General features: G+C 59.9%; 25 protein-coding genes. 20 read left to right on the forward strand and 5 right to left on the reverse strand.

The features are described 5' to 3' along the window. The 16 genes from torS (at window position 1) to KYK33_RS05530 (ending at window position 17,365) form a co-directional block, all read left to right on the forward strand. Complete coding sequence (torS, locus tag KYK33_RS05455) at window positions 1-2,919, forward strand: TMAO reductase system sensor histidine kinase/response regulator TorS (protein ID WP_224432298.1); 2,919 nt, start codon at window positions 1-3, stop codon at window positions 2,917-2,919. Between the two features lie 16 nt (window positions 2,920-2,935). Further along, entirely contained in the window at window positions 2,936-3,184 is a 249-nt protein-coding gene (locus KYK33_RS05460) for a hypothetical protein (protein WP_224432299.1), read from the forward strand. A 174-nt stretch (window positions 3,185-3,358) separates the two neighbouring features. Continuing rightward, the gene (glyA, locus tag KYK33_RS05465; protein WP_224432300.1) at window positions 3,359-4,612 is read left to right on the forward strand and encodes a serine hydroxymethyltransferase; all 1,254 of its coding nucleotides are present in this window, start codon (window positions 3,359-3,361) and stop codon (window positions 4,610-4,612) included. A gap of 109 nt (window positions 4,613-4,721) precedes the next feature. After that, window positions 4,722-5,150, forward strand: coding sequence for a hypothetical protein (locus KYK33_RS05470; protein WP_224432301.1), 429 nt, complete (start codon window positions 4,722-4,724; stop codon window positions 5,148-5,150). A gap of 146 nt (window positions 5,151-5,296) precedes the next feature. Further along, window positions 5,297-5,746 carry a transcriptional regulator NrdR gene (nrdR, locus tag KYK33_RS05475; protein WP_042041300.1) on the forward strand — a complete coding sequence of 150 codons (450 nt, stop codon included), beginning with the start codon at window positions 5,297-5,299 and terminating at the stop codon, window positions 5,744-5,746. Between the two features lie 210 nt (window positions 5,747-5,956). Then, complete coding sequence (ribD, locus tag KYK33_RS05480; protein WP_042041301.1) at window positions 5,957-7,066, forward strand: bifunctional diaminohydroxyphosphoribosylaminopyrimidine deaminase/5-amino-6-(5-phosphoribosylamino)uracil reductase RibD; 1,110 nt, start codon at window positions 5,957-5,959, stop codon at window positions 7,064-7,066. 19 nt (window positions 7,067-7,085) lie between these two features. Further along, complete coding sequence (locus tag KYK33_RS05485) at window positions 7,086-7,748, forward strand: riboflavin synthase (RefSeq protein WP_042041302.1); 663 nt, start codon at window positions 7,086-7,088, stop codon at window positions 7,746-7,748. A gap of 75 nt (window positions 7,749-7,823) precedes the next feature. Then, window positions 7,824-8,933, forward strand: coding sequence for a bifunctional 3,4-dihydroxy-2-butanone-4-phosphate synthase/GTP cyclohydrolase II (gene ribBA, locus KYK33_RS05490; protein ID WP_224432302.1), 1,110 nt, complete (start codon window positions 7,824-7,826; stop codon window positions 8,931-8,933). 132 nt (window positions 8,934-9,065) lie between these two features. Continuing rightward, entirely contained in the window at window positions 9,066-9,530 is a 465-nt protein-coding gene (gene ribH / locus KYK33_RS05495) for a 6,7-dimethyl-8-ribityllumazine synthase (protein WP_042041304.1), read from the forward strand. 11 nt (window positions 9,531-9,541) lie between these two features. Next, window positions 9,542-9,955: a transcription antitermination factor NusB gene (gene nusB / locus KYK33_RS05500; protein WP_042018200.1), complete on the forward strand. Its 414-nt coding sequence runs from the start codon at window positions 9,542-9,544 to the stop codon at window positions 9,953-9,955. A gap of 55 nt (window positions 9,956-10,010) precedes the next feature. Next, window positions 10,011-10,970, forward strand: a complete 960-nt coding sequence (thiL, locus tag KYK33_RS05505) for a thiamine-phosphate kinase (RefSeq protein WP_224432303.1) — start codon at window positions 10,011-10,013, stop codon at window positions 10,968-10,970. A gap of 58 nt (window positions 10,971-11,028) precedes the next feature. Further along, a complete protein-coding gene (locus tag KYK33_RS05510; protein ID WP_042041306.1) occupies window positions 11,029-11,511 on the forward strand; it encodes a phosphatidylglycerophosphatase A family protein in 483 nt (160 codons plus the stop codon). Between the two features lie 487 nt (window positions 11,512-11,998). Then, window positions 11,999-13,720: a dipeptide ABC transporter ATP-binding protein gene (locus tag KYK33_RS05515; protein ID WP_224432304.1), complete on the forward strand. Its 1,722-nt coding sequence runs from the start codon at window positions 11,999-12,001 to the stop codon at window positions 13,718-13,720. A gap of 69 nt (window positions 13,721-13,789) precedes the next feature. After that, the gene (locus KYK33_RS05520; protein WP_224432305.1) at window positions 13,790-15,346 is read left to right on the forward strand and encodes an ABC transporter substrate-binding protein; all 1,557 of its coding nucleotides are present in this window, start codon (window positions 13,790-13,792) and stop codon (window positions 15,344-15,346) included. Window positions 15,347-15,446: 100 nt separating this feature from the next. Next, a complete protein-coding gene (locus tag KYK33_RS05525) occupies window positions 15,447-16,421 on the forward strand; it encodes an ABC transporter permease (protein WP_224432306.1) in 975 nt (324 codons plus the stop codon). Window positions 16,422-16,423: 2 nt separating this feature from the next. Then, window positions 16,424-17,365: an ABC transporter permease gene (locus KYK33_RS05530; RefSeq protein WP_042041310.1), complete on the forward strand. Its 942-nt coding sequence runs from the start codon at window positions 16,424-16,426 to the stop codon at window positions 17,363-17,365. A gap of 68 nt (window positions 17,366-17,433) precedes the next feature. On the opposite strand, the gene dxs is transcribed toward KYK33_RS05530, so the two are convergent. From dxs to xseB, 3 genes are read right to left on the reverse strand one after another with little or no spacing between them, the layout of a single operon-like run. Then, entirely contained in the window at window positions 17,434-19,299 is a 1,866-nt protein-coding gene (gene dxs, locus KYK33_RS05535) for a 1-deoxy-D-xylulose-5-phosphate synthase (RefSeq protein ID WP_042041311.1), read from the reverse strand. A 21-nt stretch (window positions 19,300-19,320) separates the two neighbouring features. Next, complete coding sequence (ispA, locus tag KYK33_RS05540) at window positions 19,321-20,211, reverse strand: (2E,6E)-farnesyl diphosphate synthase (RefSeq protein ID WP_224432307.1); 891 nt, start codon at window positions 20,209-20,211, stop codon at window positions 19,321-19,323. A gap of 3 nt (window positions 20,212-20,214) precedes the next feature. Further along, window positions 20,215-20,463 carry an exodeoxyribonuclease VII small subunit gene (gene xseB / locus KYK33_RS05545; protein ID WP_042041532.1) on the reverse strand — a complete coding sequence of 83 codons (249 nt, stop codon included), beginning with the start codon at window positions 20,461-20,463 and terminating at the stop codon, window positions 20,215-20,217. Window positions 20,464-20,679: 216 nt separating this feature from the next. Here xseB and pomA point away from each other — a divergent pair, with 216 nt between their 5' ends. The 3 genes from pomA (at window position 20,680) to greA (ending at window position 22,973) form a co-directional block, all read left to right on the forward strand. Next, window positions 20,680-21,438 (forward strand): flagellar motor protein PomA, encoded by a 759-nt coding sequence (gene pomA / locus KYK33_RS05550; RefSeq protein ID WP_042041313.1) that lies wholly within the window; start codon window positions 20,680-20,682, stop codon window positions 21,436-21,438. A gap of 8 nt (window positions 21,439-21,446) precedes the next feature. Next, the gene (locus KYK33_RS05555) at window positions 21,447-22,355 is read left to right on the forward strand and encodes a flagellar motor protein MotB (RefSeq protein ID WP_224432308.1); all 909 of its coding nucleotides are present in this window, start codon (window positions 21,447-21,449) and stop codon (window positions 22,353-22,355) included. 141 nt (window positions 22,356-22,496) lie between these two features. Continuing rightward, on the forward strand, window positions 22,497-22,973 hold the full coding sequence (greA, locus tag KYK33_RS05560) for a transcription elongation factor GreA (protein WP_005903968.1): 477 nt from the start codon (window positions 22,497-22,499) through the stop codon (window positions 22,971-22,973). Between the two features lie 60 nt (window positions 22,974-23,033). On the opposite strand, the gene KYK33_RS05565 is transcribed toward greA, so the two are convergent. Both KYK33_RS05565 and yhbY read right to left on the reverse strand, forming a co-directional pair. Continuing rightward, the gene (locus tag KYK33_RS05565; RefSeq protein WP_224432309.1) at window positions 23,034-23,633 is read right to left on the reverse strand and encodes a PilZ domain-containing protein; all 600 of its coding nucleotides are present in this window, start codon (window positions 23,631-23,633) and stop codon (window positions 23,034-23,036) included. Between the two features lie 100 nt (window positions 23,634-23,733). Further along, window positions 23,734-24,030, reverse strand: a complete 297-nt coding sequence (gene yhbY, locus KYK33_RS05570; RefSeq protein ID WP_005903964.1) for a ribosome assembly RNA-binding protein YhbY — start codon at window positions 24,028-24,030, stop codon at window positions 23,734-23,736. A 98-nt stretch (window positions 24,031-24,128) separates the two neighbouring features. Between yhbY and rlmE the strand changes: the two genes are divergently transcribed. After that, on the forward strand, window positions 24,129-24,758 hold the full coding sequence (gene rlmE / locus KYK33_RS05575; protein ID WP_042041317.1) for a 23S rRNA (uridine(2552)-2'-O)-methyltransferase RlmE: 630 nt from the start codon (window positions 24,129-24,131) through the stop codon (window positions 24,756-24,758). The last annotated feature ends 9 nt before the right edge of the window (window positions 24,759-24,767 follow it).

Below are 24,767 nucleotides of genomic sequence, written 5' to 3' on the forward strand. Positions count from 1 at the left end.
GTGCGAACTCTCTCCGGTCTTGGCGGCAAGCTGCTGCTCGCCTTCTCCCTGATGGCCCTGCTGACCCTGACCGCCTCCCTGGTCGGCTGGTTTGGCCTCAGTCATCTGGGCACCCTGGACCGACGTCTGCAACACACCTTGTTGACCCTGGATGGCGCCCGGGAGCTGGCCCAGGTGAGTAGCGACATACTCGCCTCCTCCCGTCTGCTCACCATGGCGGCCAACGAGGCGGAGCGTACCCACCAGGGCCGATTGCTGACCTTGCAGGGCCAGCAGCTCCAGCGCCTGCTGGGTCAGCTTGGGGAGGGGCGCGAGCAGGATCCAGACTGGCAGTCTCTCGATCAGCTGGGCCTCGCCATTCTCGGCAATGTGGGGCAGCAGGGGCGGCTGGTGGGTGAGCGGTTGGCGTTGCAGGGGCAGGGGGAGCCACTGCGCGCCGAACTGGTGGCGGCCGCTGGTCGAGTCGCCGAGCTGGCGCGCAGCCAGATGGAGAATGCCCAGACGGTGACGGTGGCCAACATCGGCGGCCTCTATCGTCTGCAGGGGGAAGCCGCTCGCTCGGCGCTCGATACCCTGCTCGAACAGGATCTCGACTGGCTCGAGCAGATGACGGAGCTGCGCCACCGTACCCTGATGCAGCAGCAGCGGATCGAGGAGCTGTGGCGAGCCGAGCGTGGTGAGCGCCTCGACAGCTTGATGAGCGATTATGCACAGGACTTGGCGGTGATCCGGCTCAGGGCAGGGGCCGTGGCCGATCCGGGGCGCAGTCAGAAGGTGAGGGAGGCACTGAGTCAATTGGCGCAAGGGGAGCGACTCGCCCAGACACGCCGCCAATGGCTGGGGGTGGGTCAGGCCCTGGTCGCGCTCTCGGCCAGCAATCAGGTATTGATGGAGCGACTCAATCGCAACGTGGCAGAACGGGTCAAGGGGGCACGCAGCTCCCTCGAGCAGAGCCAGCAGCAGCTTAGCGAGCGACTGACCCAGACCAGACATGCACTGGGGGTGATCGGTGTCCTGACCTTGCTGTCGCTCGGGCTGCTGATGTGGCGCTTCGTCTATGGCCGCATTGTCTGGCCGTTGCAGCGCACCACCCGCAGCCTCAGCGCCCTGGCCCAGGGGGATCTGGGTCAGCCCCTCGTCCCTGTCAGCGGGCGGGATGAACTGGCGCGGCTTGCTCAGGCCCTTGGGGTCTTTCGCGACAACGCCATCGAGCTGCGCCGTTATCAGCAAGCGCTCGAATCCCGGGTCGCGGAGCGCACCGATCAGCTCAGCCTGGCCAATGTGCGTCTCAACGAAGAGGTGGCCAAGCAGGCTCAGGCCAGGGCCGAGGCGGAGCAGGCCAACCGCGCAAAATCCATCTTCCTCGCCACCATGAGCCACGAAATTCGCACCCCCATGAACGGCATACTCGGTGGACTCAGCCTGCTGGAGGAGACAGGGCTGAGTCCGGGCCAGCAGCGCTATCTGGCCGCCATCAGCCAGAGCGGCGAGTCCCTGCTCGAGATCCTCAATGACATACTCGACTACTCCAAGATAGAGGCGGGTCACCTGGAGGCCAGGCGGGCGCCCTTCGATCTCCATGGGCTTGCCGATGAGCTGTTGGCGCTGTTTCGCCCAAGAGCCGAGGCCAAGGGGCTGCTATTGAGCCTGTCAGTGGCCCCCGAGCTGCCACGCGCCGTGGAGGGGGATGGCGGCAAACTGCGCCAGGTACTGGCCAATCTGCTCGGCAATGGCATCAAGTTCACCCGCAGCGGCGAGGTGCGGCTGAGCCTCTCCTCTCTGGGCTGCCATGGGCCCTGCCCCCAGCCCTGCATCCTGTTCACGGTGAGCGATAGCGGGCCCGGCATACCGGCGAGCGAGCAGGAGCGGGTATTCGAGGCATTTCGCCAACGCCGTCGGGATGCGGGTCATCAGGGCGGGACCGGGCTGGGGTTGGCCATCAGCCGCCGCCTGGTCGGCGCCATGGGGGGGGAGCTGCAACTCGCCAGCGAGCCGGGTCAGGGTTGCCGCTTCTCCTTCAGTCTGGCGCTGCAACCCACCGCCTTGTTGCGACCGCGCCAGCAGGCCCGCATCAGCCTCAACGAGCCGCGGGACATCCTGCTGGTGGAGGATAACGAGATCAATCGGCTGGTGGCCGAGGGGATGCTGCTGCGCCTCGGTCATCGGGTGGTGATGGCCGAGGATGGCCGCACCGCCCTGGCCGCCATCACGGCGCGCCCCTTCGATCTGGCCCTGCTCGACATCAATCTGCCAGACATGGATGGCATCAGCCTGCGCGAGGATCTCGCCGCCATCAGCGAGGAGGAGCATGGTCAACCCCTGCCCGCCATCGCCATCTCGGCCCAGATGTACCCGGAAGATATACAGCACTGCCTGGGGAGCGGCTTTGCCGGGTTCGTCGGCAAGCCGGTACGGCTGGCTGAGCTGGCAGACAGCATCGCCGGGATCTTCATCCCACCGATGAACCCACATGCCTTGCAGTCCGCCCTGCCTGTTGCCGATGGCCAGGCAAGGGAGGAGGAGGTGGCGCCTCCTCATGTCGGGTATTCGCGGCATGCCGGGCCCTGGGAGGCAGATCCTGCCGAGCTGGCCGCCGTGGGAGCCATATTGGATGAGGATCTCCGCCAACTGGGCAGCAAGCGCATCGCGACCATGCTGAGGTTGTTCGAGCAGCAGGGAGAGGGCTTGGTGAGCGAGCTGCTGGTGACGGCCCCCGGCGAGGCGCGTCGTCGGCTCGCCCACAAGCTCAGGGGCAGCGCCGCCAGTCTGGGGCTGAACGCCTTGGCCGCCCTCTGCGAGCAGCTGGAGGCGGGGCAGGGGGATCCCGAGGCGCTGGCACGCCAGTGGCCTCAGGCGTTGGCCGCCCTGGCGCTGTGGCGACGGGCCCAGGGATGGGCTGAGGAGTCAGGGAGCCGGTGAGACTATGGTGCGGGCGGTGGCGGCCGGACTGTGGGGGCTCCGGGCCAAGGTGGCGCAGGATCTGGCCTGCCTCGGCGATGTGGTGGCGCTGCCCATCGCCCCTCTGCTGCTCTGCCTGCTGCGCGAACGCCCGCTCTCCTCCCTGACTCAGGCTTGCTGCAATAGCCTGGCAATCCCGCCCACCGTTGACTCTCCTGGTGTCGCCCTGGCTGGCCGAGTCCTGATGCCGCCGCTGCTGAGGCCATGTTGCATCTGGCAGGGATAGGGCCTGGCACTCAGCCCGAGCCCCCATTCGGGGAGTGGTGACACTCACTTATGGTTTTTTTTACATATATTCAACATTTTTTTGGGTGGTCGGACTGTCCCTTTGATGTCGCTGCGGTTACAATGCGCGGGCCCCATATCGCCCACGCGCAAACGATTTTCAGGAGATAAACGGATGTTGAAACGTGACATGACCATCGCAGGCTATGACCCTCAGCTGTGGCAGGCCATCACAGACGAAACCCGTCGTCAGGAAGAGCATATCGAACTGATCGCGTCTGAGAACTACACCAGCCCCCGGGTCATGGAAGCCCAGGGCTCCCAGTTGACCAACAAGTACGCCGAAGGCTATCCGGCCAAGCGCTACTACGGTGGTTGCGAGTACGTCGACGTGGTCGAAACCCTGGCCATCGAACGTGCCAAGGAGCTGTTTGGTGCCACTTACGCCAACGTGCAGCCGCACTCCGGCTCCCAGGCCAACAGCGCCGTCTATATGGCGCTGCTGCAGCCGGGCGATACCGTACTGGGCATGAACCTGGCCCACGGCGGTCACCTGACTCATGGCTCCCCGGTCAACTTCTCCGGCAAGCTGTACAACATCATCCCTTACGGCATCGATGAGTCCGGCAAGATTGACTATGACGAGATGGAGCGCCTGGCCGTTGAGCACAAGCCGAAGATGATGATCGGTGGCTTCTCCGCCTACTCCGGTGTGGTTGACTGGGCGCGTATGCGCGAGATCGCCGACAAGATTGGCGCCTGGCTGTTCGTCGACATGGCCCACGTGGCGGGTCTGATCGCCGCTGGCGTCTACCCGAACCCGGTGCCCCATGCTCACATCGTCACCTCCACCACCCACAAGACCCTGGCCGGTCCCCGTGGTGGTCTGATCCTCTCCGCCGCCGATGACGAAGATCTCTACAAGAAGCTGAACTCCGCCGTCTTCCCTGGCGGCCAGGGCGGCCCGCTGATGCACGTCATCGCCGGCAAGGCCGTGGCCTTCAAGGAAGCGCTGGAGCCCGAGTTCAAGACCTACCAGGCTCAGGTTGTCAAAAACGCCAAAGCCATGGCGGCGACCTTCATCGAGCGCGGCTACAAGATCGTCTCCGGCGGCACCGACAACCATCTGATGCTGGTGGACCTGATCGGCCGTGAGCTGACTGGCAAAGAGGCCGATGCGGCCCTTGGCAAAGCCAACATCACCGTCAACAAGAACTCGGTGCCCAATGATCCGCGTTCCCCCTTCGTCACCTCGGGTGTGCGGATCGGTACCCCGGCCATTACCCGCCGTGGTTTCAAGGAAGCCGAGTCCATTGAGTTGACCCACTGGATCTGCGACGTGCTGGACAACCACGACAACGACGAAGTGCTGGCCACAGTGCGCGAGAAAGTGCTGGCCATCTGCGCGCGTCTGCCGGTTTATGCCTGATACGCCAGATATCTTGGTTTGATAACAATGCCACCCTCGGGTGGCATTGTTTTTTGCATTCCGGCCCCGCCATGGGCACCATGCTTGTGCAACCAAGCGAGGAGGCTGCATGCCCAAAGAGACCACCATCACCGACGAGGAAGCGATCCTGTCCATCCGCGCCCAGTACCACTTTCGCCCCGCGCCCGAGGGGCTGCTGGCCTGGGATGTGCGCAGGCTGGTGAGGCTCAGCCGTGCGCTGCCGGTGCGCGCGGTGCCGCTTGCGCAGATTGCTGAGCTGGACAGCGTGCACTGGTACGGGCATGGCAGCGTGCAGCCCACGGTGCGCAGCATCGTCGAGCACTGCCAGCTGATGCTGGCCGCGGATCTCGCCTATCCCATCATCCTGGACAGCGCGGGCCGGGTCATGGATGGCATGCACAGGGTGAGCAAGGCGCTGATGCAGGGGGCGACCCACATCGATGCGGTGCAGTTCGGGCAAGATCCGGTGCCCGACTTTGTGGATTGCGATCCCGATACCTTGCCCTATGACGACTGAATTGGCGTCATTTAAGCCCCAACGCCACCTGCGGGTGGCATTGTTTTTTCTGGGCTTTTACCGGTTTTGGGTGGCCGTGTTACACTGGCTGGCCACGATCCTGACCCCGCGGGGCAGGTGCCTTTTCCGTTAACGCCGGAGGTCCGATGCATTGCCCTTTCTGTAGTGCCGTTGATACCAAGGTGATCGATTCCCGGTTGGTGGCAGAAGGCCATCAGGTGCGCCGCCGCCGTGAGTGTCTGCTCTGTCATGAGCGTTTCACTACCTTCGAGATGGCCGAGCTGGTGATGCCGCGGGTCATCAAGTCCAATGGCTCGCGCGAGCCCTTCAACGAGGACAAGCTGCGTGCCGGCATACTGCGGGCGCTGGAGAAGCGACCGGTGAGCATGGAGGCCATCGAAAAAGGGGTCAACCACATCAAGTCGCGGCTGCGCGCCACCGGCGAGCGGGAAGTTCCCTCCAAGATGGTGGGTAACCTGGTGATGGACGAGCTCAAGAGCCTCGACAAGGTCGCCTATATCCGCTTTGCCTCCGTCTATCGCAGCTTTGAAGACATTCGTGAGTTTGGCGAAGAGATCGCCAAGCTGGAGAAGTAATGCTATCGGGTGGGCAAGGTGATATCCGCTTCGCTCCCCCTACCTCAGGTTTGAGGACATTCGCCTTGTTTATGACAAGAAGCGGCGAAGAGATCGCCAAGCTGGAGAAGTAAGTCTTTCTGCTAACCCATGTTGCCGCGTCCGATTACGCTGCGCTAATCGAACCTACGATACTGCGCAAAGCCGGGATGTTTTGTCAGAGGAGCCCAGATGTTTAGTCAAGATGATTACCAATGGATGAGTCGGGCCCTCGAACTGGCTCGCCGTGGCCGCTATACCACGGCCCCCAACCCCTGCGTCGGCTGCGTGCTGGTCAAGGATGGCGTCGTGGTCGGCGAGGGCTGGCACCAGCGTGCCGGCCAGCCTCATGCCGAGGTTTATGCCCTCCATGGCGCAGGTGAAGTCGCCCGTGGCGCGACTGCCTACGTGACCCTGGAGCCCTGCTCCCATCATGGCCGCACGCCGCCCTGCGCCGAGGCCTTGATTGAGGCGGGTGTGGCCCGGGTGGTGGCCGCCATGGTCGATCCCAATCCCCAGGTCGGCGGGCGTGGTCTGCGCATGCTCTCCGAGGCCGGCATCAAGACCGACTTCGGTCTGCTCAGCGCTGAGGCCGAAGCCCTCAACCCCGGTTTCTTCAAACGGATGCGCACCGGCTTCCCGCAGGTCACCGTCAAGCTCGGTGCCAGCCTGGATGGGCGCACCGCCATGAAGAGTGGCGAGAGCCAGTGGATCACCGGCCCCCTGGCCCGTGCCGACGTACAGCGGCTGCGGGCGCGTCACGATGCCGTGCTCTCCAGTGCCGAGACGGTGCTGGCCGACGGCGCGTCCCTCAACGTGCGCTGGGACGAGTTGCCAGCCTCAGTCAAGCTCGCCTATCCCAAGGAGAGCCTGCGCCAGCCCTTGCGGGTGGTGATTGACTCCCAAAACCGCATCACGCCGGACTTGCCGCTCTTTGCAAGCCCGGGCCCCGTGCTGCTGGCGAGGCTGCAAAGTGAAGGGGAGTGGCCAGAGACGGTGCAGCAGCTCACCCTGCCCAAGCTGGATGGGCGGGTCGATCTGGTCAGTCTGTTCATGTTGCTGGCCAAGCAGGGGATCAACTCTGTACTGGTCGAGGCGGGGCCGCGCCTGTGTGGTGCCCTGCTTGAGAAGGGGCTGGTGGATGAGCTGGTGCTCTATCAGGCGCCTAAATTGCTGGGTGACGAGGGCAGAGGCATGTTCCAGTTGCCGGGCCTGGATCGTCTGTTCCAGGCACCCAAACTGACCCTGAAAGATGTGCGACTGGTCGGTCAGGACATCAGGATCACGGCCAAGCTAGCTTGAGCCAGATGAGGTAGAAACCATGTTTACCGGAATTATCGAAACCATGGGCACCCTGGTCGAGCTGCGTCGCCAGGGGGAAGACGTGGTCTTGACGGTCGAGGCCCCCGGGCTCGATTTTAGCGACGTCAAGCTGGGCGACTCCATTGCCACCAATGGCGTCTGTCTCACCGTCGTCACCCTGGGCGACAAGCGCTACAGCGCGGATGTCTCGCTCGAAACCTTGTCGCGCAGCGGCTTTGCCCAGGCAAGAGTCGGGGACAGGGTCAATCTGGAGAAGGCACTGACCCCGAGTTCGCGGCTCGGCGGCCACCTGGTCTCCGGTCATGTGGATGGCGTGGGAGAGGTGAAGAGCAAGTCCAGCAGCGGTCGCGCCATCGAGTACTGGGTGAAGGCGCCCGCGGAACTCTCGCGCTACATCGCCGAGAAGGGATCCATCGCGGTGGATGGCATCAGCCTGACGGTCAACGCCGTCAAGGGCGACGATTTTCGGCTCACCATAGTGCCTCACACCGCCCAGGAGACCACGATCGCGAATTGGAAGCCGGGCCACAGGGTCAACCTGGAGGTGGATCAGATAGCCCGCTATCTCGAACGGCTGCTGCAAGGTGGCGCCCAAGGCAGACAAGGGGCACCGGCCTCCAACCTGACCTTGGAGAAGTTGGCCCAATCGGGTTTTTTGTGAACCCGGTCTGATTGAAACGGGGCCAGCTGCCCCCATCTAGTCTTTATGCTTTTATCACCTTTGACGGAGTAGCCCATGGCGCTGAGCACAACCCAGGAAATCATTGCCGATATCAAGGCTGGCAAGATGGTTATCCTGATGGATGACGAAGACAGGGAGAATGAAGGGGACCTCATCATGGCGGCCTCCTGCGTGCGCCCCGAGGACATCAACTTCATGGCCCGCTACGGCCGTGGCCTCATCTGTCTGACCCTGACCCGGGATCGCTGCAAACAGCTGGCGCTGCCGCTCATGGTAGACCGCAACAACGCCCAGTTCTCCACCGCGTTCACCGTGACCATAGAAGCGGCCGAAGGGGTGACGACCGGCATCTCCGCCGCCGATCGCGCCGTGACCGTGCTGGCCGCGGTGGCCCCCGATGCCAAGGCCGCCGATCTGGTGCAGCCGGGTCACATCTTCCCGTTGATGGCGCAGGATGGCGGCGTGCTGACCCGTGCCGGTCACACCGAGGCAGGTTGCGATCTGGCTCGCCTTGCGGGCTTTGAGGCGGCCTCGGTCATCGTCGAGATCCTCAACGAAGATGGCAGCATGGCCCGTCGTCCTGACCTTGAAATCTTCGCCGAGCAGCACGGCATCCGCCTCGGCACCATCGCCGATCTCATCGAATACCGTAACCAGCACGAGACCACGGTGGAGAAGGTGGCCGAGTGCAAGCTGCCCACCGAGTTCGGTGAATTTGATCTGGTCACCTTCCGCGACACCATCGACAACCAGGTGCACTTCGCCCTCAAGAAAGGGGAGGTCAAGGCTGACCAGCCCACTCTGGTGCGGGTGCATCTGCACGACGTGCTGAGCGATCTGCTGCTGACCGATCGTCACGCCGCCCGTAGCTGGCCTTTGCCCAAATCCATGGCCCGTATCGCGGCCGAGGGCGGTGTGCTGGTGATCCTGGGGGCGGAAGCCGATGGCAATGAGCTGCTGGCGCGGGTCAAGGGATTCGAGGCCACGGATAAAGGGCTGGCGCCGGAAGGGGCCAAGTGGCAGGGCACCTCGCGCCGGGTCGGCGTCGGTTCCCAGATCCTCAAGGCGCTCGGGGTCGGCAAGATGCGCCTGCTTAGCTCGCCGAAGAAATACCATGCCCTCGGCGGTTTCGGCCTGGAAGTGGTCGAATACGTCGGCGAGTAAACGAGACTCCGATTTTGAATATGTAAACTCATGCCCGCCATGCGGGCATGGTTTTTGTCGAGGGTCTGTTGTGCTAGACTGTGCGCACTTTTGACCCCGGCCACATTTGACTGCACAGCTACAGGATTGCCAATGAAGGTTATCGAAGGGAATATCGCCGCCCCCGAGGCGCGCGTTGCAATTGTCGTTGCCCGTTTCAACAGCTTCATCAACGAGAGCCTGATCGATGGCGCCGTTGACGTATTGAAGCGTCAAGGTCAGGTGCAAGACAGCAATCTCACCCTGGTGCGTGTGCCGGGTGCCGTCGAAATTCCGCTGGCTATCAAGAAGCTGGCCAAGAGTGGCAACTACGACGCCATCGTTGCCCTGGGCACCGTCATTCGCGGTGGCACTTACCACTTCGAACTGGTGGCCAGCGAGAGCAGCAAGGGCATGGCCCAGGTGATGATGGAGTATGAAATCCCCGTCGCCTTTGGCGTATTGACCACTGAGAACATAGAACAAGCCATCGAGCGCGCCGGTACCAAGGCGGGTAACAAGGGTGCAGAGGCTGCATTGAGTGCGCTCGAAATGATCAACGTCCTGAAACAGCTTTAAGGAATAATACATTGAAACCGTCCGAGCGCCGTAAGGCCCGCCATTGCGCCACTCAGGCCATCTACCAGTGGCAGATGACCAAGGCAAACGTAGGTGACATCGAAGAGCAGTTCAAGATAGATCAGGACACCAAAGGGGTGGATCTGAGCTATTTCCGTGACTTGCTGTTCGGGGTTGCCCTGCATTGCAACGAGCTGGACAAGGTGTTTGCACCTTTCCTCTCCCGTCCGCTGGAAGAAGTGGACATGGTGGACAAGGCAATCCTGCGCCTGGCGACCTATGAGCTGACTCGTCGTGATGATGTGCCGCCACGGGTGGTGATCAACGAGGCGATCGAGCTGGCCAAGGCGTTTGCCGCCGATGACAGCCACAAGTTTGTCAACGGCGTCCTGGACAAGGTCATCAAGACGTTGAGCAAGCGTTAATCCCTGTTCCACAGCATTAAGAGAGGAGCCAGCCTAACCGCTGGCTTTTTACTGTATGGGTGAATTTGAGCTGATAGAGAAGTACTTCAAGGTCCCTCACGCCCGCAAGGATGTGGTGATGGGCCCCGGAGATGACTGTGCCCTGCTGACCCTGCCCGCCGATACCCAACTGGCGGTGAGCACCGATACCCTGGTGAGTGGCGTGCACTTCTTTCCCGACATGGATCCGGTGGATCTCGGCTACAAGGCGTTGGCGGTCAATCTGTCCGATCTCGCCGCCATGGGCGCCGAGCCGCGCTGGGTCTCCCTGGCGCTGACCCTGCCAGCCATCAACGAGCAGTGGGTCGCGGGGTTTGCCGAGGGCTTCCTCGAACTCGCCGAATATTACAACGTGGCCCTGGTGGGGGGAGACATGACCCGCGGGCCGCTCTCCATCACCGTCTCGGTCAAAGGTTCTGTGCCGACCGGCCGTGCCCTGCTGCGCAGTGGCGCCAAGGCGGGGGATGGCATCTATGTCACCGGCACCCTCGGGGATGCGGCCCTGGCGCTCTCTCATCTGCTCGGCAAACGGGTGCTCAACGAGAACCAGCTCGCCGCCGTCCTGCCGCGTCTCGATCACCCCCATCCACGCATTCTGGCAGGCCAGGCATTGCGGGGACTGGCGGGCAGTGCCCTGGATCTCTCCGATGGTCTGGCGTCGGATCTGGGCCACATCTTGAAAGCATCCGGGGTCAGGGCCCAGATTGACTTGGATCTGCTGCCGCTCTCGCCCGTCATGCAAGATGCCGTCTTCCCGGAAGATGCCTGGCAATTGGCGCTGGCGGGGGGTGATGATTACGAACTCTGCTTCACCGTGCCGGAAGAGCATCGAGGAGCCCTGGATACCGCCCTGGCTCACAGTGGGGTCAAGTTCAGCCGTATCGGCCGCATCCTGGCCGGTGAACCGGGCATCGATTATGTGCGCGCAGAGCAAGCGGTCGAACTAGATCTAAAAGGCTGGGATCACTTCGCGTGATGCCTTGGCAAGGCTGGGATTATCTGCATGATGCAATTGAAAGGAGGGGATTCCTCACATGATCAAACCCGAGCTTAAGAGACTGAACCTGAGAAATCCGCTCCATCTGCTGGCGGTGGGGTTTGGCGCCGGTCTCTCTCCCAAGGCACCTGGCACCATGGGGACACTGGTCGCCATTCCACTCTATCTGCTGGTGAGTGGCCTCTCTACGCCCTGGTTTATCGCCCTGTTGGTGCTGGGCTTCGTGGCTGGCATCTCTATCTGCCAGAGCGCCACCGATGCCATCGGCATGGATGACCATGGCGGCATCGTCTGGGACGAGGTGATTGGCTTTGGCATCACCATGATCGCGGCGCCAGCGGGCTGGTGCTGGATCCTGGCGGGTTTCCTGCTGTTCCGGCTGTTTGATGTGCTCAAACCCTGGCCCATCAGCTGGTTCGATCGCCGCATTCATGGGGGGATCGGCATCATGCTCGATGATGTCATCGCGGGCCTGTTTGCCCTGCTTTGTATGCAATTACTGGCCATCTGGCTGATTTGAGCCGGATGAAGGAGGGCACCCCTGAGGCGCCCTCCTTATATATGACTGTTTGGTTTTCATTCACTGGCAGATGCTGCCGTCAAAAAAACATTTCACATAAATATTCACTACTCATTCGACACTTCCCACTATCACTTCGTTAGTCACTTATGCTGCTTGTTAATAGATTGTGTCATATCAACTTTGTTTATATAGGCAATAATTAGTTTAATCAGCTACTTTTTGCGTAATAGATCACGATTTATGGCTGGTGATGCACCATGACGCACCGCAAAGTATTGCGAAATTGTATATCCAGATCATTTACTCTTTCGGCCAAAGCGTCTAAGTTACTGGCGGGTTATTCCAAAAAAATGCAAAAAACCCGCCCGGATCGCTGGTTTCCCTGCCTCATGGATTGAGCACTCTTTGCCCAAGGTACAAACCGGCATCTGCGGCTGATTTACGGAAGAATTATTTGGGACGGATGTCCCCCGCAGAGGTAAATATGTCCTTGCTAGAAGTTAAAAACTTGCGGATTGAGTACCCCTCCCGCTACGGGGTACTGGCCGCGGTGAAGGATCTCTCTTTCTGTGTCGAGAAGGGTGAGGTCGTTGGCGTCGTGGGTGAGTCCGGCGCTGGCAAATCCACCATCGGCAATGCGGTGATCGATTTGCTGAGTCCACCGGGTCATATCGCCCGGGGGGATATCTATCTCAATGGCGAACTCATCTCCGGCAAGAGTCAGAACGAGATGCGGGCCATTCGTGGCTCCCGCATCGGTTTCATCTTCCAGGATCCCATGACCTCGCTGAATCCGCTGTTTACCGTGGAGCATCAGCTGGTTGAGACCATACTCGCCAATACCGAGCTCAACCACAGTCAGGCGGTCGCCAAGGCCCTCGAGCTGATGACGGCGGTCGGGATCCCGAGCCCGGAGCTGCGCATCAAGCAGTATCCCCATCAGTTTTCCGGTGGCATGCGTCAGCGGGTGGTCATCGCCATCGCGCTCTCCTGCGATCCCGAGCTCATCATCGCCGATGAGCCGACCACGGCGCTGGACGTCTCCATCCAGGACCAGATCCTGCAACTCATCCGCACCCTCTGCAAGGAGCGGGACGTGGGCTGCATGCTGGTCACCCATGACATGGGCGTGGTCTCCAACGTCACCGACAAGGTGGCGGTCATGTATCGCGGCGACCTGGTGGAATTCGGCACTACCGAGCAGGTACTGGGGGCCCCGAATCACCCCTATACCCGCAGCCTCATCTCGGCGGTGCCCCGCTCCGACGTGAAGCTGGTGCGCTTCCCGCTGGTCTCGTACATCGAAGATGCCAGTGCGCCCGATACCAGCATTGACCTCAAGACCCACTGGCTCGGCCAGAGTCAGGATCAGCGTACCTATGAAGGCGCCCTGTTGCGGGTCGAGCAGGTGGATCTGAAGTTCGTCACCAAGGACTCCTTCTTCCCGAGCCGCCGTGAATACGTGCAGGCCTGCAACAATATCAACTTCGAGATCTTCGAAGGGGAGACCTTCGGTCTGGTGGGGGAGTCCGGCTCCGGCAAGTCCACCATAGCCCGTGCCATCACCGGTCTCTATCCGCCTGACAGCGGCAAGATAGTGTTCGAGGGGATAGATCTCACCGCCATCAAACACGAGAGCGAGCGTCGTCCGCTGCGCCGCCAGATGCAGATGGTGTTCCAGAACCCTTACTCCTCGATGAATCCGCGCATGAAGGTCCGTGACATCATCTCCGAGCCCATCCGTTTCCACCGGCTGGCCGAGGAGAATCAGATCGACGGCATCGTCAGCGATCTGCTCGATCATGTCGGCCTTGGTCGGGGCGCCGGGGTCAAGTACCCCCACGAGTTCTCCGGCGGCCAGCGCCAGCGCATCTCTATCGCTCGCGCCCTGGCGACCCGGCCCCGTTTCCTGATCTGCGACGAGCCTACCTCGGCGCTGGATGTCTCGGTTCAGGCGCAGATACTCAATTTGCTCAAGGATCTGCAAAAAGAGCTCGGCCTCACCATGCTGTTTATCAGCCATGATCTGCCGGTTATCCGCCAGATGTGCGATCGCATCGGGGTGATGAAACATGGTCATCTGGTCGAGGTGGCCGAGACGGAAAAACTCTTTACCAATGCCGAGCATGAGTACAGCCGCAAGCTGATCTCCCTCATGCCGGAATTTAAGGGAATGTCCCGCGAGGGGCTGGAAATCGCAAGCTAGGAAAGCACCGGCCTGCCGGTTTTTTGTGAAAAAGAGTGTCAATAAAAAGCTAACAGCATGGAGAAAGACATGAAGAAAGGATTATCCAAGATTGCAATGGCATTGTTTGCGGCCGGTTTGGCCTTCAATGTTTCTGCCGCCGATATCAAGGTTGCCGTGGCCTCGGATCCGACCTCGCTGGATCCCCAGGAGCAGCTCTCCGGTCAGACCCTGGAGATGTCTCACCTGGTGTTCGATCCCTTGATGCGTTACACCCAGGATCTGCAGTTCGAGCCGCGTCTGGCCGAGAAATTTGAACGTATCGATGACAAGACGGTCCGTTTCCACCTGCGCAAGGGCGTCAAGTTCCACTCCGGCAACGACTTCACCGCCGATGATGTGGTGTGGACCGTCAACCGTCTGAAAGCCTCTGTCGATTTCAAGGCCATCTTCGACCCTATCGCCGAAGTGAAGAAAGTGGATGACTACACCGTCGATCTGATCACGGCCAAGCCATTCCCCTTGGTACTGCAGACAGTGACCTACATCTTCCCGATGGACTCCAAGTTCTATACCGGCAAGGATGAGAACGGTAAAGACAAGGCCGAGATCGTCAAGAATGGCAGCTCCTATGCCTCTACCCATGTTTCCGGTACTGGCCCGTTCAGCGTCAAGTTCCGCGAGCAGGGTGTCAAGCTGGAATACACCCGCAACGCCAACTACTGGGACAAAGCCTCCAAGGGTAACGTTCAGAATCTGACCCTGGTACCGATCAAGGAAGATGCGACCCGTGTCGCTGCCCTGCTCGGCGGTGACGTTGATGTCATCTACCCGGTGGCCCCGAACGATCTGGAACGCGTCCAGAAAGGCAAGGACACCCAGCTGGTGACCCTGTCCGGTACGCGTGCCATCATCATCGAGCTGAACCAGGCCACCAACCCGGCCCTGAAAGACAAGCGTGTGCGTCAGGCCATCAACTACGCCATCAACCAGGTGGGCATCGTCGAGAAGATCAACAAAGGCTTCGGTACTCCCGCTGGCCAGCTGAGCCCGAAAGGCTACGCTGGTCACAACGAAGCCCTGGTGCCTCAATATGACTTGACCAAGGCCAAGGCACTGATGAAGGAAGCCGGTTACGAGCAGGGCTTCAAGATGAGCTTCATCTCCCCGGCCGCCCGTTATGTCAACGATGTCAAAATTGCCCAGGCCGTCTCCGCCATGCTCTCCAAGATCAACATCAAGGTTGACCTGAAGACCATGCCGGTGGCCCAGTACTGGCCAGAGTTTGACAAGTGTGCCGCTGACATGCAGCTGATCGGCTGGCACTCAGACACCGAAGATACCGCCAACTTCTTCGAGTTCCTGACCTTCACCAAGAGCGCCGAGACTGGCATGGGCCAGTACAACTGTGGTGGCTACGCCAACCCAGAAGCTGACAAGATGGTGATGGAAGCCAACACCGAAACTGACCCGGCCAAGCGCAGTGCCATGCTGCAGAAAGTCGAAGCCATGCTGATCGACGATGCCGCCTATGTGCCCTTGCATTGGGAAAACCTGGCCTACGGTGCCAAGAAAAATGCCGACATCAAGCCCATCGTCAACGTGATGAACTTCCCGTACTTTGGCGACCTGGTCGTAGGCAAGTAATAGCGTCATAAGAAGGACCGGCGGGGGCATCACTGGCAACAGTGGCCCCCGCCATTAACAGAAGCCGGTGCCAAGACATCGGCCAGAGTCAAGGACAAGCATGTTTACATTCCTGCTGAAACGGTTCTATCAGGCCGTGATAGTGATGTTCGTCATCAGCCTGGTCGCCTTCTCCATCCAGGACAATCTGGGGGATCCTCTGCGTGAGTTGGTGGGACAATCTGTCTCCGAGGCTCAGCGTCAGGCGTTGCGCGATCAGATGGGGCTCAACGATCCCTTCCTGGTGAAGTACAGTCGCTTCTTGAAAAATGCGCTGCAAGGAGATCTGGGCACGTCCTATTTCTTCAAGCGTCCGGCCCTCGAAGTCATACTCGACAAGCTGGTTGCGACACTCGAACTGGTGTTCGGGGCGGCCCTCATCATAGTCGTGGTCTCTATTCCGCTCGGCGTTTATTCCGCTATCCGTCCGCGCAGCATAATGACCAAAATCATCATGGCAGTGAGCAGCATAGGCATCTCAATTCCTGTGTTCTTGACCGCTATCATGCTGATGTACCTCTTCTCTATCCAACTTGGCTGGTTGCCCGCCTATGGCCGTGGCGAGACCTATAACCTGCTGGGTTGGGAATCAGGTTTCTTCACCTGGGACGGCATCTTGCACCTGATCCTGCCCGCGGTGTCGCTCTCTTCCATCATGCTGCCGCTGTTTATCCGGCTGGTGCGCTCCGAAATGCTGGAGCAGCTCTCTTCCGAGTACGTGAAGTTTGCCCGTGCCAAGGGGTTGGATAACAACAAGGTCTACTACCAGCATGCCCTGAAGAACACCATGCTGCCGGTGATCACCGTCGGCGGCGTGCAGATCGGTACCATGGTGGCCTACACCATCTTGACCGAGAGCGTGTTCCAGTGGCCGGGGACAGGTTTCCTGTTCCTGGAAGCCATCCACCGGGTCGATACCCCGCTGATCACTGCCTATGTCATCTTCGTGGGTCTTATCTTCGTGGTGACCAATACCCTGGTCGACCTGCTCTACGGGTTCATCAACCCGACCGTTAACCTGACTGCCAAGGGGTAAGCATGACTAACGCTGTGACTGCAAGCCCAAGCCGCTGGGCGCGTTTTAAAAATTCCGACATCGTCTACTATTTCCTGCGCGATAAAGTAGCCATGTTCAGCTTTGCCATCTTCGTGGCATTCGTGTTGGCCGCCTTGCTGGCACCCTGGCTGGCGCCGCACAATGTCTACGATCTGACCAGCTTCGACCTGATGGATGCCGAGCTGCCGCCCTCCTGGCTGGAAGGGGGAGACATACGTTTTTGGCTGGGCACCGATAACCAGGGACGGGATATCTGGAGCACCATTTTGTATGGCGCCCGTATCTCGCTGACCATAGGTCTGTTCGCGGTGGGTCTGCAACTGGTGCTGGGCATCGTCATCGGCCTCATCGCCGGCTATTACGGTGGCCGTATCGACAGCCTGCTGATGCGCTTCGCCGATGTGCAGTTGTCATTCTCCACCATGATGGTGGCCATCATCATCTCTGCCATCTTCCAGGCAAGTTTTGGCTCCGAACTCTATGCCGAGTTCGCCATCATCATGTTGGTGGTGATCATCGGCATCGCCGAGTGGCCGCAATATGCCCGGACGGTACGCGCCTCCGTGCTGGCGGAGAAGAAGAAAGAGTATGTGGAATCTGCGCAGGTGATGGGATTCCGTGCCCCGCGCATCATGTTCCGTCACATACTGCCAAACTGCCTGTCGCCCATCCTGGTCATCTCTACCGTACAGGTTGCGAATGCCATCATGAGTGAGGCGGCGCTCTCCTTCCTGGGGCTCGGCATGCCGGTGGATCAGCCCTCGCTGGGGTCGCTCATCAGTGTCGGTTTCAACTACATCTTCTCCGGCTCCTGGTGGATCACCGCCTTCCCAGGCATCTGTCTGGTGGTGCTGGTGCTGGTCATCAACCTGCTGGGTGACTGGCTGCGGGATGTGTTTAACCCGAAAATCTACAAGGGTTAACTCGGGTTAGCGGTAAAACAAGAAGGGCGCCATAAGGCGCCCTTCTCTATTGCTCGTAGGTCATCTCATCAGGCCTGCTGCCAGGCCTGGATGCTGGCCAGGATGCCTGCACTGTCGAGACCCAGCATGGCGTAGATCTCCTCCTGGGTGCCCTGTTCGATAAAGCGATCGGGCAGGCCAAGATTGAGTACCGGTTTGCACTGCCTGGTCCGCATCAGCAGCTCGTTCACCGCAGAGCCGGCACCGCCCATGATGGCGTTGTCCTCTATGGTGACGAACTCATGGTGGCTGGCAGCCAGGGAGAGCACCAGGGCCTCATCCATGGGTTTGACGAAGCGCATGTCCACCAGGGTGGCATCCAGCGCCTCGGCGGCGGCCTTGGCTTGATGGAGCAGGGTGCCAAACGCCAAGATGGCGAGCCCCTTGCCGTCGCGAAGGATGCGACCTTTGCCCAGCGTCAATGCCTGCATCTCGGTCTGAACCTCGATGCCACAGCCACTGCCGCGCGGATAGCGCACCGCCGCAGGCTGGTTGCACTGATAGCCGGTGTAGAGCATCTGGCGGCACTCGTTCTCATCGGACGGGGTCATGACGACCATGTTCGGCACGGTGCGCAGGAAGCTGATGTCAAACGCGCCCTGATGAGTGGGGCCGTCGGCACCGACCAGACCGGCGCGGTCGATGGCGAACAGCACCGGCAGCTCTTGCAGGGCCACGTCGTGGATCAGCTGGTCATAGGCCCGTTGCAGGAAGCTGGAGTAGATGGCGACCACGGGTTTCTGGCCCGAGATGGCGAGCCCGGCGGCGAAGGTCACTGCATGCTGTTCGGCGATGGCCACATCGAAGTAGCGGTTGGGGTACTGCTGGCTGAATTTGACCAACCCTGAACCTTCGCGCATGGCGGGGGTAATGCCGACCAGACGTTCATCTGCGGCGGCCATGTCGCACAGCCACTGGCCGAAGATAGCCGAGAAGCTCGGTTTGCCCGGGGTCGACTTGGGCAGTGCCCATTCGTCCGGGTTGAACTTGGGCACGGCGTGATAACCGATAGGATCCTTCTCGGCAGGCTCGTAGCCCTTGCCCTTCTTGGTTTTGATGTGCAGCAGCTGGGGACCCTTGAGGTTGCGCATGTTGCGCAGGGTCTCGACCAGGGCATCGATATCGTGGCCGTCGATGGGACCTATGTAATTGAAACCGAACTCTTCAAACAGGGTGCCTGGCACCACCATGCCCTTGAGGTGCTCCTCTGCGCGCCTGGCCAGTTCCTTGACGGGAGGCAGGCCGGACAACACCTTCTTGCCCCCTTCGCGAATGGTGGTGTAGAGCTTGCCTGACATGATGCGGGCGAGGTGATTATTCAGCGCGCCGACATTTTCCGAGATAGACATCTCGTTGTCATTGAGCACCACCAACATGTCCTTGTGGACGTCCCCTGCATGATTGAGTGCCTCGAAGGCCATGCCGGCGGTGATGGCGCCATCGCCGATCACCGCCACTACCTTGCGACCCAATCCTTCGCTTTCGGCGGCGACGGCCATGCCGAGCGCAGCGCCGATGGAGGTGCTGGAGTGGCCGACCGAGAGCACGTCATATTCGCTCTCGCCGCGCCAGGGGAAGGGGTGCAGACCATCCTTCTTGCGAATGCTATGAATGCGTTCGCGCCGCCCGGTCAAAATCTTGTGGGGATAGGCTTGATGGCCCACGTCCCACACCAGCCGATCGAAGGGGGTGTTGTAGACGTAATGCAGGGCGACCGTCAGCTCGACCGTGCCAAGACCAGAGGCGAAGTGCCCGCTGGAACGGCTCACCGAGCGCAGCAAGTACTCACGTAACTCGTTGCACAGGACGGGCAGGCGCTCCTTGGGCAGGGATCTTAACTCAACCGGGGTGTCAGCGAGGGCCAGGTTGGGGAACTTGCTTATATCAACGCTCATATTGTTACTGTTATCCAGCGTTCAGTGGGTTCGCTCGATGATGTAATCGGCAAACGCTTCCAGAATATCGGTATTGTAGGGCAAAGGGCGCAGGGCTGTTAAGGCTTTGCCGTGCAGTTCGCGAGCCAGCTCACGGGCCTGCTCCAGGCCGAGCAGCGCCGGGTAGGTGCTCTTGGCCAGTGCCAGATCCGAGCCCTGAGGCTTGCCTAGGGTGGCGGTATCCCCGGTGATGTCCAGTATGTCGTCTTGCACCTGGAAGGCGAGACCGATGGCGGCGGCATACGCTTGCAGCGCACTCAGGGTCTGTGCATCGATATCAGCCTTGCACAGGGCCCCCAGGGTGACGGCGCATTCGATGAGCGCCCCGGTCTTGTGGCGATGTACCTGCTCGAGTTCGGTCAAGCTTATCTGCCGACCTTCGGCTTGCAGGTCGAGTGCCTGGCCACCGCACATCCCCAGATAGCCCGAGGCGCGGGCCAGGGTACTGAGCATTCGGACCCGGTTTGCCATCAATGCGCCAGGCATGGGGTGGTCTGCCAGGATAGAGAACGCCAGGGTTTGCAGGGCGTCTCCCGCCAGGATGGCGGTACCTTCGTCGAACGCCTTGTGCACAGTGGGTTGACCACGACGCAGATCGTCGTCATCCATGGCGGGCAGATCGTCGTGCAGCAGGGAATAGGCGTGAATGCACTCTACCGCCGCCGCCGGACCATCGAGCAGATCAGCCTCAACGGCCAACATCTCGCCGACGGCATAGACCAGGAAGGGGCGCACCCGTTTCCCACCCAATAGCAGACCGTATTTCATGGCGTCGCGCAGACGCGGCGCCATGGGGGGCAGGGCATCGAGCTGTTGTGACAGCCGATCATCGATACGCTGGCGATGGAGGCGAGAGAAACTATCCAGCGACACGGTTCAGGCTCCTTGTTCGGGTTGGAAGGGAACAGCCTGCTCGCTGCCATCGGCCTGGCTCAGCAGGATGTGGATTTTCTGCTCGGCCTGCTCCAGCTTCTGCTGACCGGCTCGCACCAGATGGATACCCTGCTCGAACTGCTTGAGTGCCTCTTCAAGGGGGAGCGCGCCCTGCTCGAGTTGATGAACAATGGTTTCCAGCTCTTCCAAGGTGGCATCAAAACTCAGTCGGTCGATTTTCTTAACGGCCATGTTCATCCTCGAGGATTGAAAAAACGGCTCATCTTAACATCCTCGACCCCTGGGGGGGAGGGTGAAAGCGTCATTGCCTCAAACTCTGGCCACCGCTGCCGATATATAAGGCGACTGGGGTCAAGTGCGCACTTTCGAGCTTGCTGCTCGGGATGCAATAGCAGAAAATTCAATGAAATATAGTGAATTCAAGAATCGGCTGACAGGAGTTGCGGCGTGGATCTAGGTAGTCTTATCGGCATAGTGCTCGGTTTCTCGGTGGTGATCTACGGCATGGTGCTGGGGGGATCCCTCAGCATGTTCGTTGATGTGCCTTCTGTCTGTATCACAGTGCTGGGCTCCATCTTCATTGCCATGATGAAGTTCAACGTTGGCCAGTTCTTCGGTGCCTTCAAGATTGCGGGCAAGGCGTTCATTCACAAAAGCGAGAAGATCGACGATCTGATCCAGAAGGCGGTCGAACTGGCAGATGCGGCGCGTAAGGGGGGCTTCCTGGCATTGGAGGCGGCGGAAATCCCCAATAGCTTTATGAAGAAGGGCATCGACATGCTGGTCGACGGTCATGATGCTGAGGTGGTGCGTGCCGTGATGGAGAAAGACATGGAGCTCACCTCGGACAGGCACGTCATCGCCATCAAGGTGTTTCGGGCCCTCGGCGATCTCGGACCCGCCATGGGGATGATAGGCACGCTGGTGGGGCTGGTTGCCATGTTGTCGAACATGAGCGATCCCAAATCCATCGGCCCCGCCATGGCCGTTGCCTTGCTGACCACCCTCTATGGCGCCATCCAGGCCAACATGTTTGCCATTCCCATTGCCGACAAACTGGAGCTGCGCAGCGGTGAGGAGCGCCTCTCACGGGCGTTGATCCTGGACGCCATCATGGGGATCCAGGATGGCCAGAACCCCAGGGTGATCCAGTCCATGCTGCAAAACTACCTGCATCAGTCCAAACGCAACGCAGGCACCGAGTAGGAGTCGCCATGTCTAAATGCAACTGTCCTCCTCCCGGCCTGCCAGCCTATATGGGTACCTTCGCCGACTTGATGTCGCTGCTGATGTGCTTTTTCGTGCTGCTGCTCTCTTTTGCCGAGATGGATGTGCTCAAGTTCAAGCAGATCGCGGGCTCCATGAAGTATGCCTTCGGGGTACAGAATTTATTGGAGGTCAAGGATATCCCCAAGGGAACCTCTGTGATCGCCCAGGAGTTCAGGCCGGGACGACCCGAGCCGACCCCGATAGACACCATCATGCAGCAGACCATCGACATGACCCAGACCGAGCTGGAGTTCCAGCCGGGGGAGTCCGATCAGTCCGGTGGCCAGCAGAAGGATGCGGGTAACCTGACCGGAGGCAAGACCAGCGAGCAGGCGCAAGAGCAGCAACAGCAGCAACAGGCCCAATCCAATGAGCTGGCCAAGAAGCTGGCGGAGCAGCTTCAGGATCAGATCCAGGATGGCGCCATCGAAATAGAGTCCCTCGGCCAGCAGATCATCATTCGCATCCGTGAGAAGGCCTCCTTCCCGGCGGGCTCTGCCTTCCTGCAGCCCCAGTTCTGGCCGGTGATCCGCAGGGTCGCCAGTCTGCTCAAGGATGTGCCGGGGGAGATTACCGTCTCCGGTCATACCGATGACGTCGCGACCGAGAATGAGCTATTTAACTCCAACTGGGAGCTCTCTTCCCAACGGGCGGTGGCGGTTGCGCATCAGATGATCAAGGTGCCAGGTTTCGATCAAAGCCGGCTCGTGGTGCAAGGCATGGCTGACTCTCAGCCGCTGGTACCGAATAACTCGACCGAGAACCGCAGCAGCAATCGCCGGGTCGAGATTGCCATCCTGCAAGGCAAGCCGAGCGCTTCGACGCCGATTGCACTGCCAAACGAGGTTAAATAAGCCGGAGAGAGGATAAAGGTGGGGCTGGGGGGGACCATGGATTTTCCCCTGACTTCATATTAAGATGCCTCATCCAAACCGATGGCAGCGGCTCTCCCTTGATAGCCGCTGTCTCATTTTCAAGCAACTCAGGTTTTGACTATGAATCCTACTCCGATGACTGTGCGCGGCGCCGAGCAGCTGCGCAAAGAGCTCGATTATCTTAAGACCGAGCTGCGTCCGCAGATTATCGAAGCGATTGCTGATGCCCGTGAGCATGGTGATTTGAAAGAGAACGCCGAATACCATGCCGCCCGTGAGCAGCAAGGCTTCTGTGAAGGCCGCATTCAGGAAATTGAAGCCAAACTCTCCAATGTCCAGATCATCGATGTCACCAAGATCGCCAACAATGGTCGCGTCATCTTCGGTGCCACCGTCAATCTGCTCAAGTCGGAGACGGAAGAAGAGGTGACCTATCGCATCGTCGGTGACGATGAGGCTGATATTAAAAAGAACCTCATCTCGGTGAACTCCCCCATAGCCCGTGCCCTGATCGGCAAGGAAGTGGATGATGTCGCCATCGTCAAAACCCCGGCGGGCGATGTGGAATATGAAGTATTGAGCGTCGACTACCTGTAATAGGCAGCGTGACAGCGAAGAGGGGAGCCTGGCTCCCCTCTTGTCATTTGTGCGTCTGCCTCACTCCGTGGGCGGCGCATAAGCCTGGGTGAAGGTGCTCTGGTGGTGCTGGAACATCCAGCCACGCAGCAGCTCCTGATCCGTCTCGTTCATCTGGAAGTTGATGGCCCAGCCTATGCTGGTTTGCTGCTCGCGCACCTCCCGGATCAGGACGCCACTGAGCATCAGAGGTGCCAACTCATCCAGCCTCAGGATGGCACTGATGGCATCCCCTCGCTTTAGATGACTGGGCAGTTGCTGGACGATGAGACCATTGAGGGAGAGGCTGGTGATCCGATAATCCTCCCCGTTGTGCTGCAGCCAGCCTTCCGTATCCAGGCGCCAGGCGCGGGGATGCTCGTGGCTGAGTTCCTGAATGACGGGGGCCGCGATGCGTGGCTCGAGAAAGCCGTCATCGCCTTGGGTGAAATAGAGAGGGAAATGGAGCTGATGACCGGCGAAGCGGGCCTCCAGGGCCAGCATGTCGGCTCGTTGCAGCAGGCCAAGCAGCGGGGTATCCAGATAGCCGCTCAGGGATTGCCCGGCGGCCGACTCCTGGTCTTTCCCCAGCTCCCGCAACATGGTCAGTTCTTCGTCAGTGAGTATCTGCTGGTGATCCATGGCGTCGTTTCCAAGTATTCATCGCAGGTTAAGGCCCCGGCGACTACTTTGGCAAGCGACTTAGGAAGAGGGGGAATGAGGGAGAGAGCAGTGCTCTCTCTTACTTGCGGGGCAGTTGGATTTTTGGTTCGTTGGCCTTGCGATAGATGGTCAGCACATGACCCATGCTCTGCACCTTGATGGCGCCAGTTTCGCGAACGATGGCTTCCATCACCAGCGCCTTCATCTCACGATCTTCGGCGGCAACTTTCACCTTGATCAGCTCGTGATGGGCCAGTGCGAGATCGATCTCGGCGAGAACGCCTTCGGTCAGGCCGTGCTGGCCAAGCAGTACGACGGGTTTCAGGCTGTGGGCCAAGCCCTTGAGGTACTGTTTCTGTTTATTGTTGAGCATCATGGCAAAATTCTTCATAAGTCAGGGTTGAAAGGGGCGTATTCTACCCCCACTTAGCCCTTAATACTAATAACCCTTGTGGTTTTTTAAAGCCGATCACCATGACCCAGAAAAAACGTTCCCCCAGTTCAACGCGCTGGTTGAAAGAGCATTTCGACGACCAATACGTCAAAAAAGCCCAGAAGCTTGGGCTGAGATCTCGTGCCGTGTTCAAGATTGACGAGATCCAGGACAAGGACAAGTTGCTCAAGCCTGGCATGACGGTGGTGGATCTTGGCGCCGCTCCCGGTGGCTGGTCCCAGTTTGCCATCGATCAGGTGGGTGACAATGGACGTGTCATCGCATGTGACATTTTGCCGATGGATTCCATCGCCGGTGTCGATTTCCTGCAAGGGGACTTTCGGGAGGAAACTGTCCTGGCTGCGCTGCTGGCGCGGGTGGGGCCGGACAAGGTGGACGTGGTCATGTCTGACATGGCACCCAACATGAGCGGCACTCAGCAGGTGGATCAGGCGCGAGCCATGTATCTGGTCGAGCTGGCGCTGGACATGTGCAACCAGGTGCTGCGCGCTAATGGCAGTTTCGTGGCCAAGGTGTTCCAGGGAGAGGGATTTGATATCTATCTCAATGAAATACGACAACTTTTTACAGCAGTCAAGATACGCAAGCCGGACTCATCAAGAGCCCGCTCGCGCGAAGTGTACATTGTGGCTACCGGTTTTAAACTGTAGTACCCTACC

The organism is Aeromonas rivuli (assembly GCF_020149575.1).
In the GTDB taxonomy this organism is placed as follows: Bacteria; Pseudomonadota; Gammaproteobacteria; order Enterobacterales; family Aeromonadaceae; genus Aeromonas; species Aeromonas rivuli.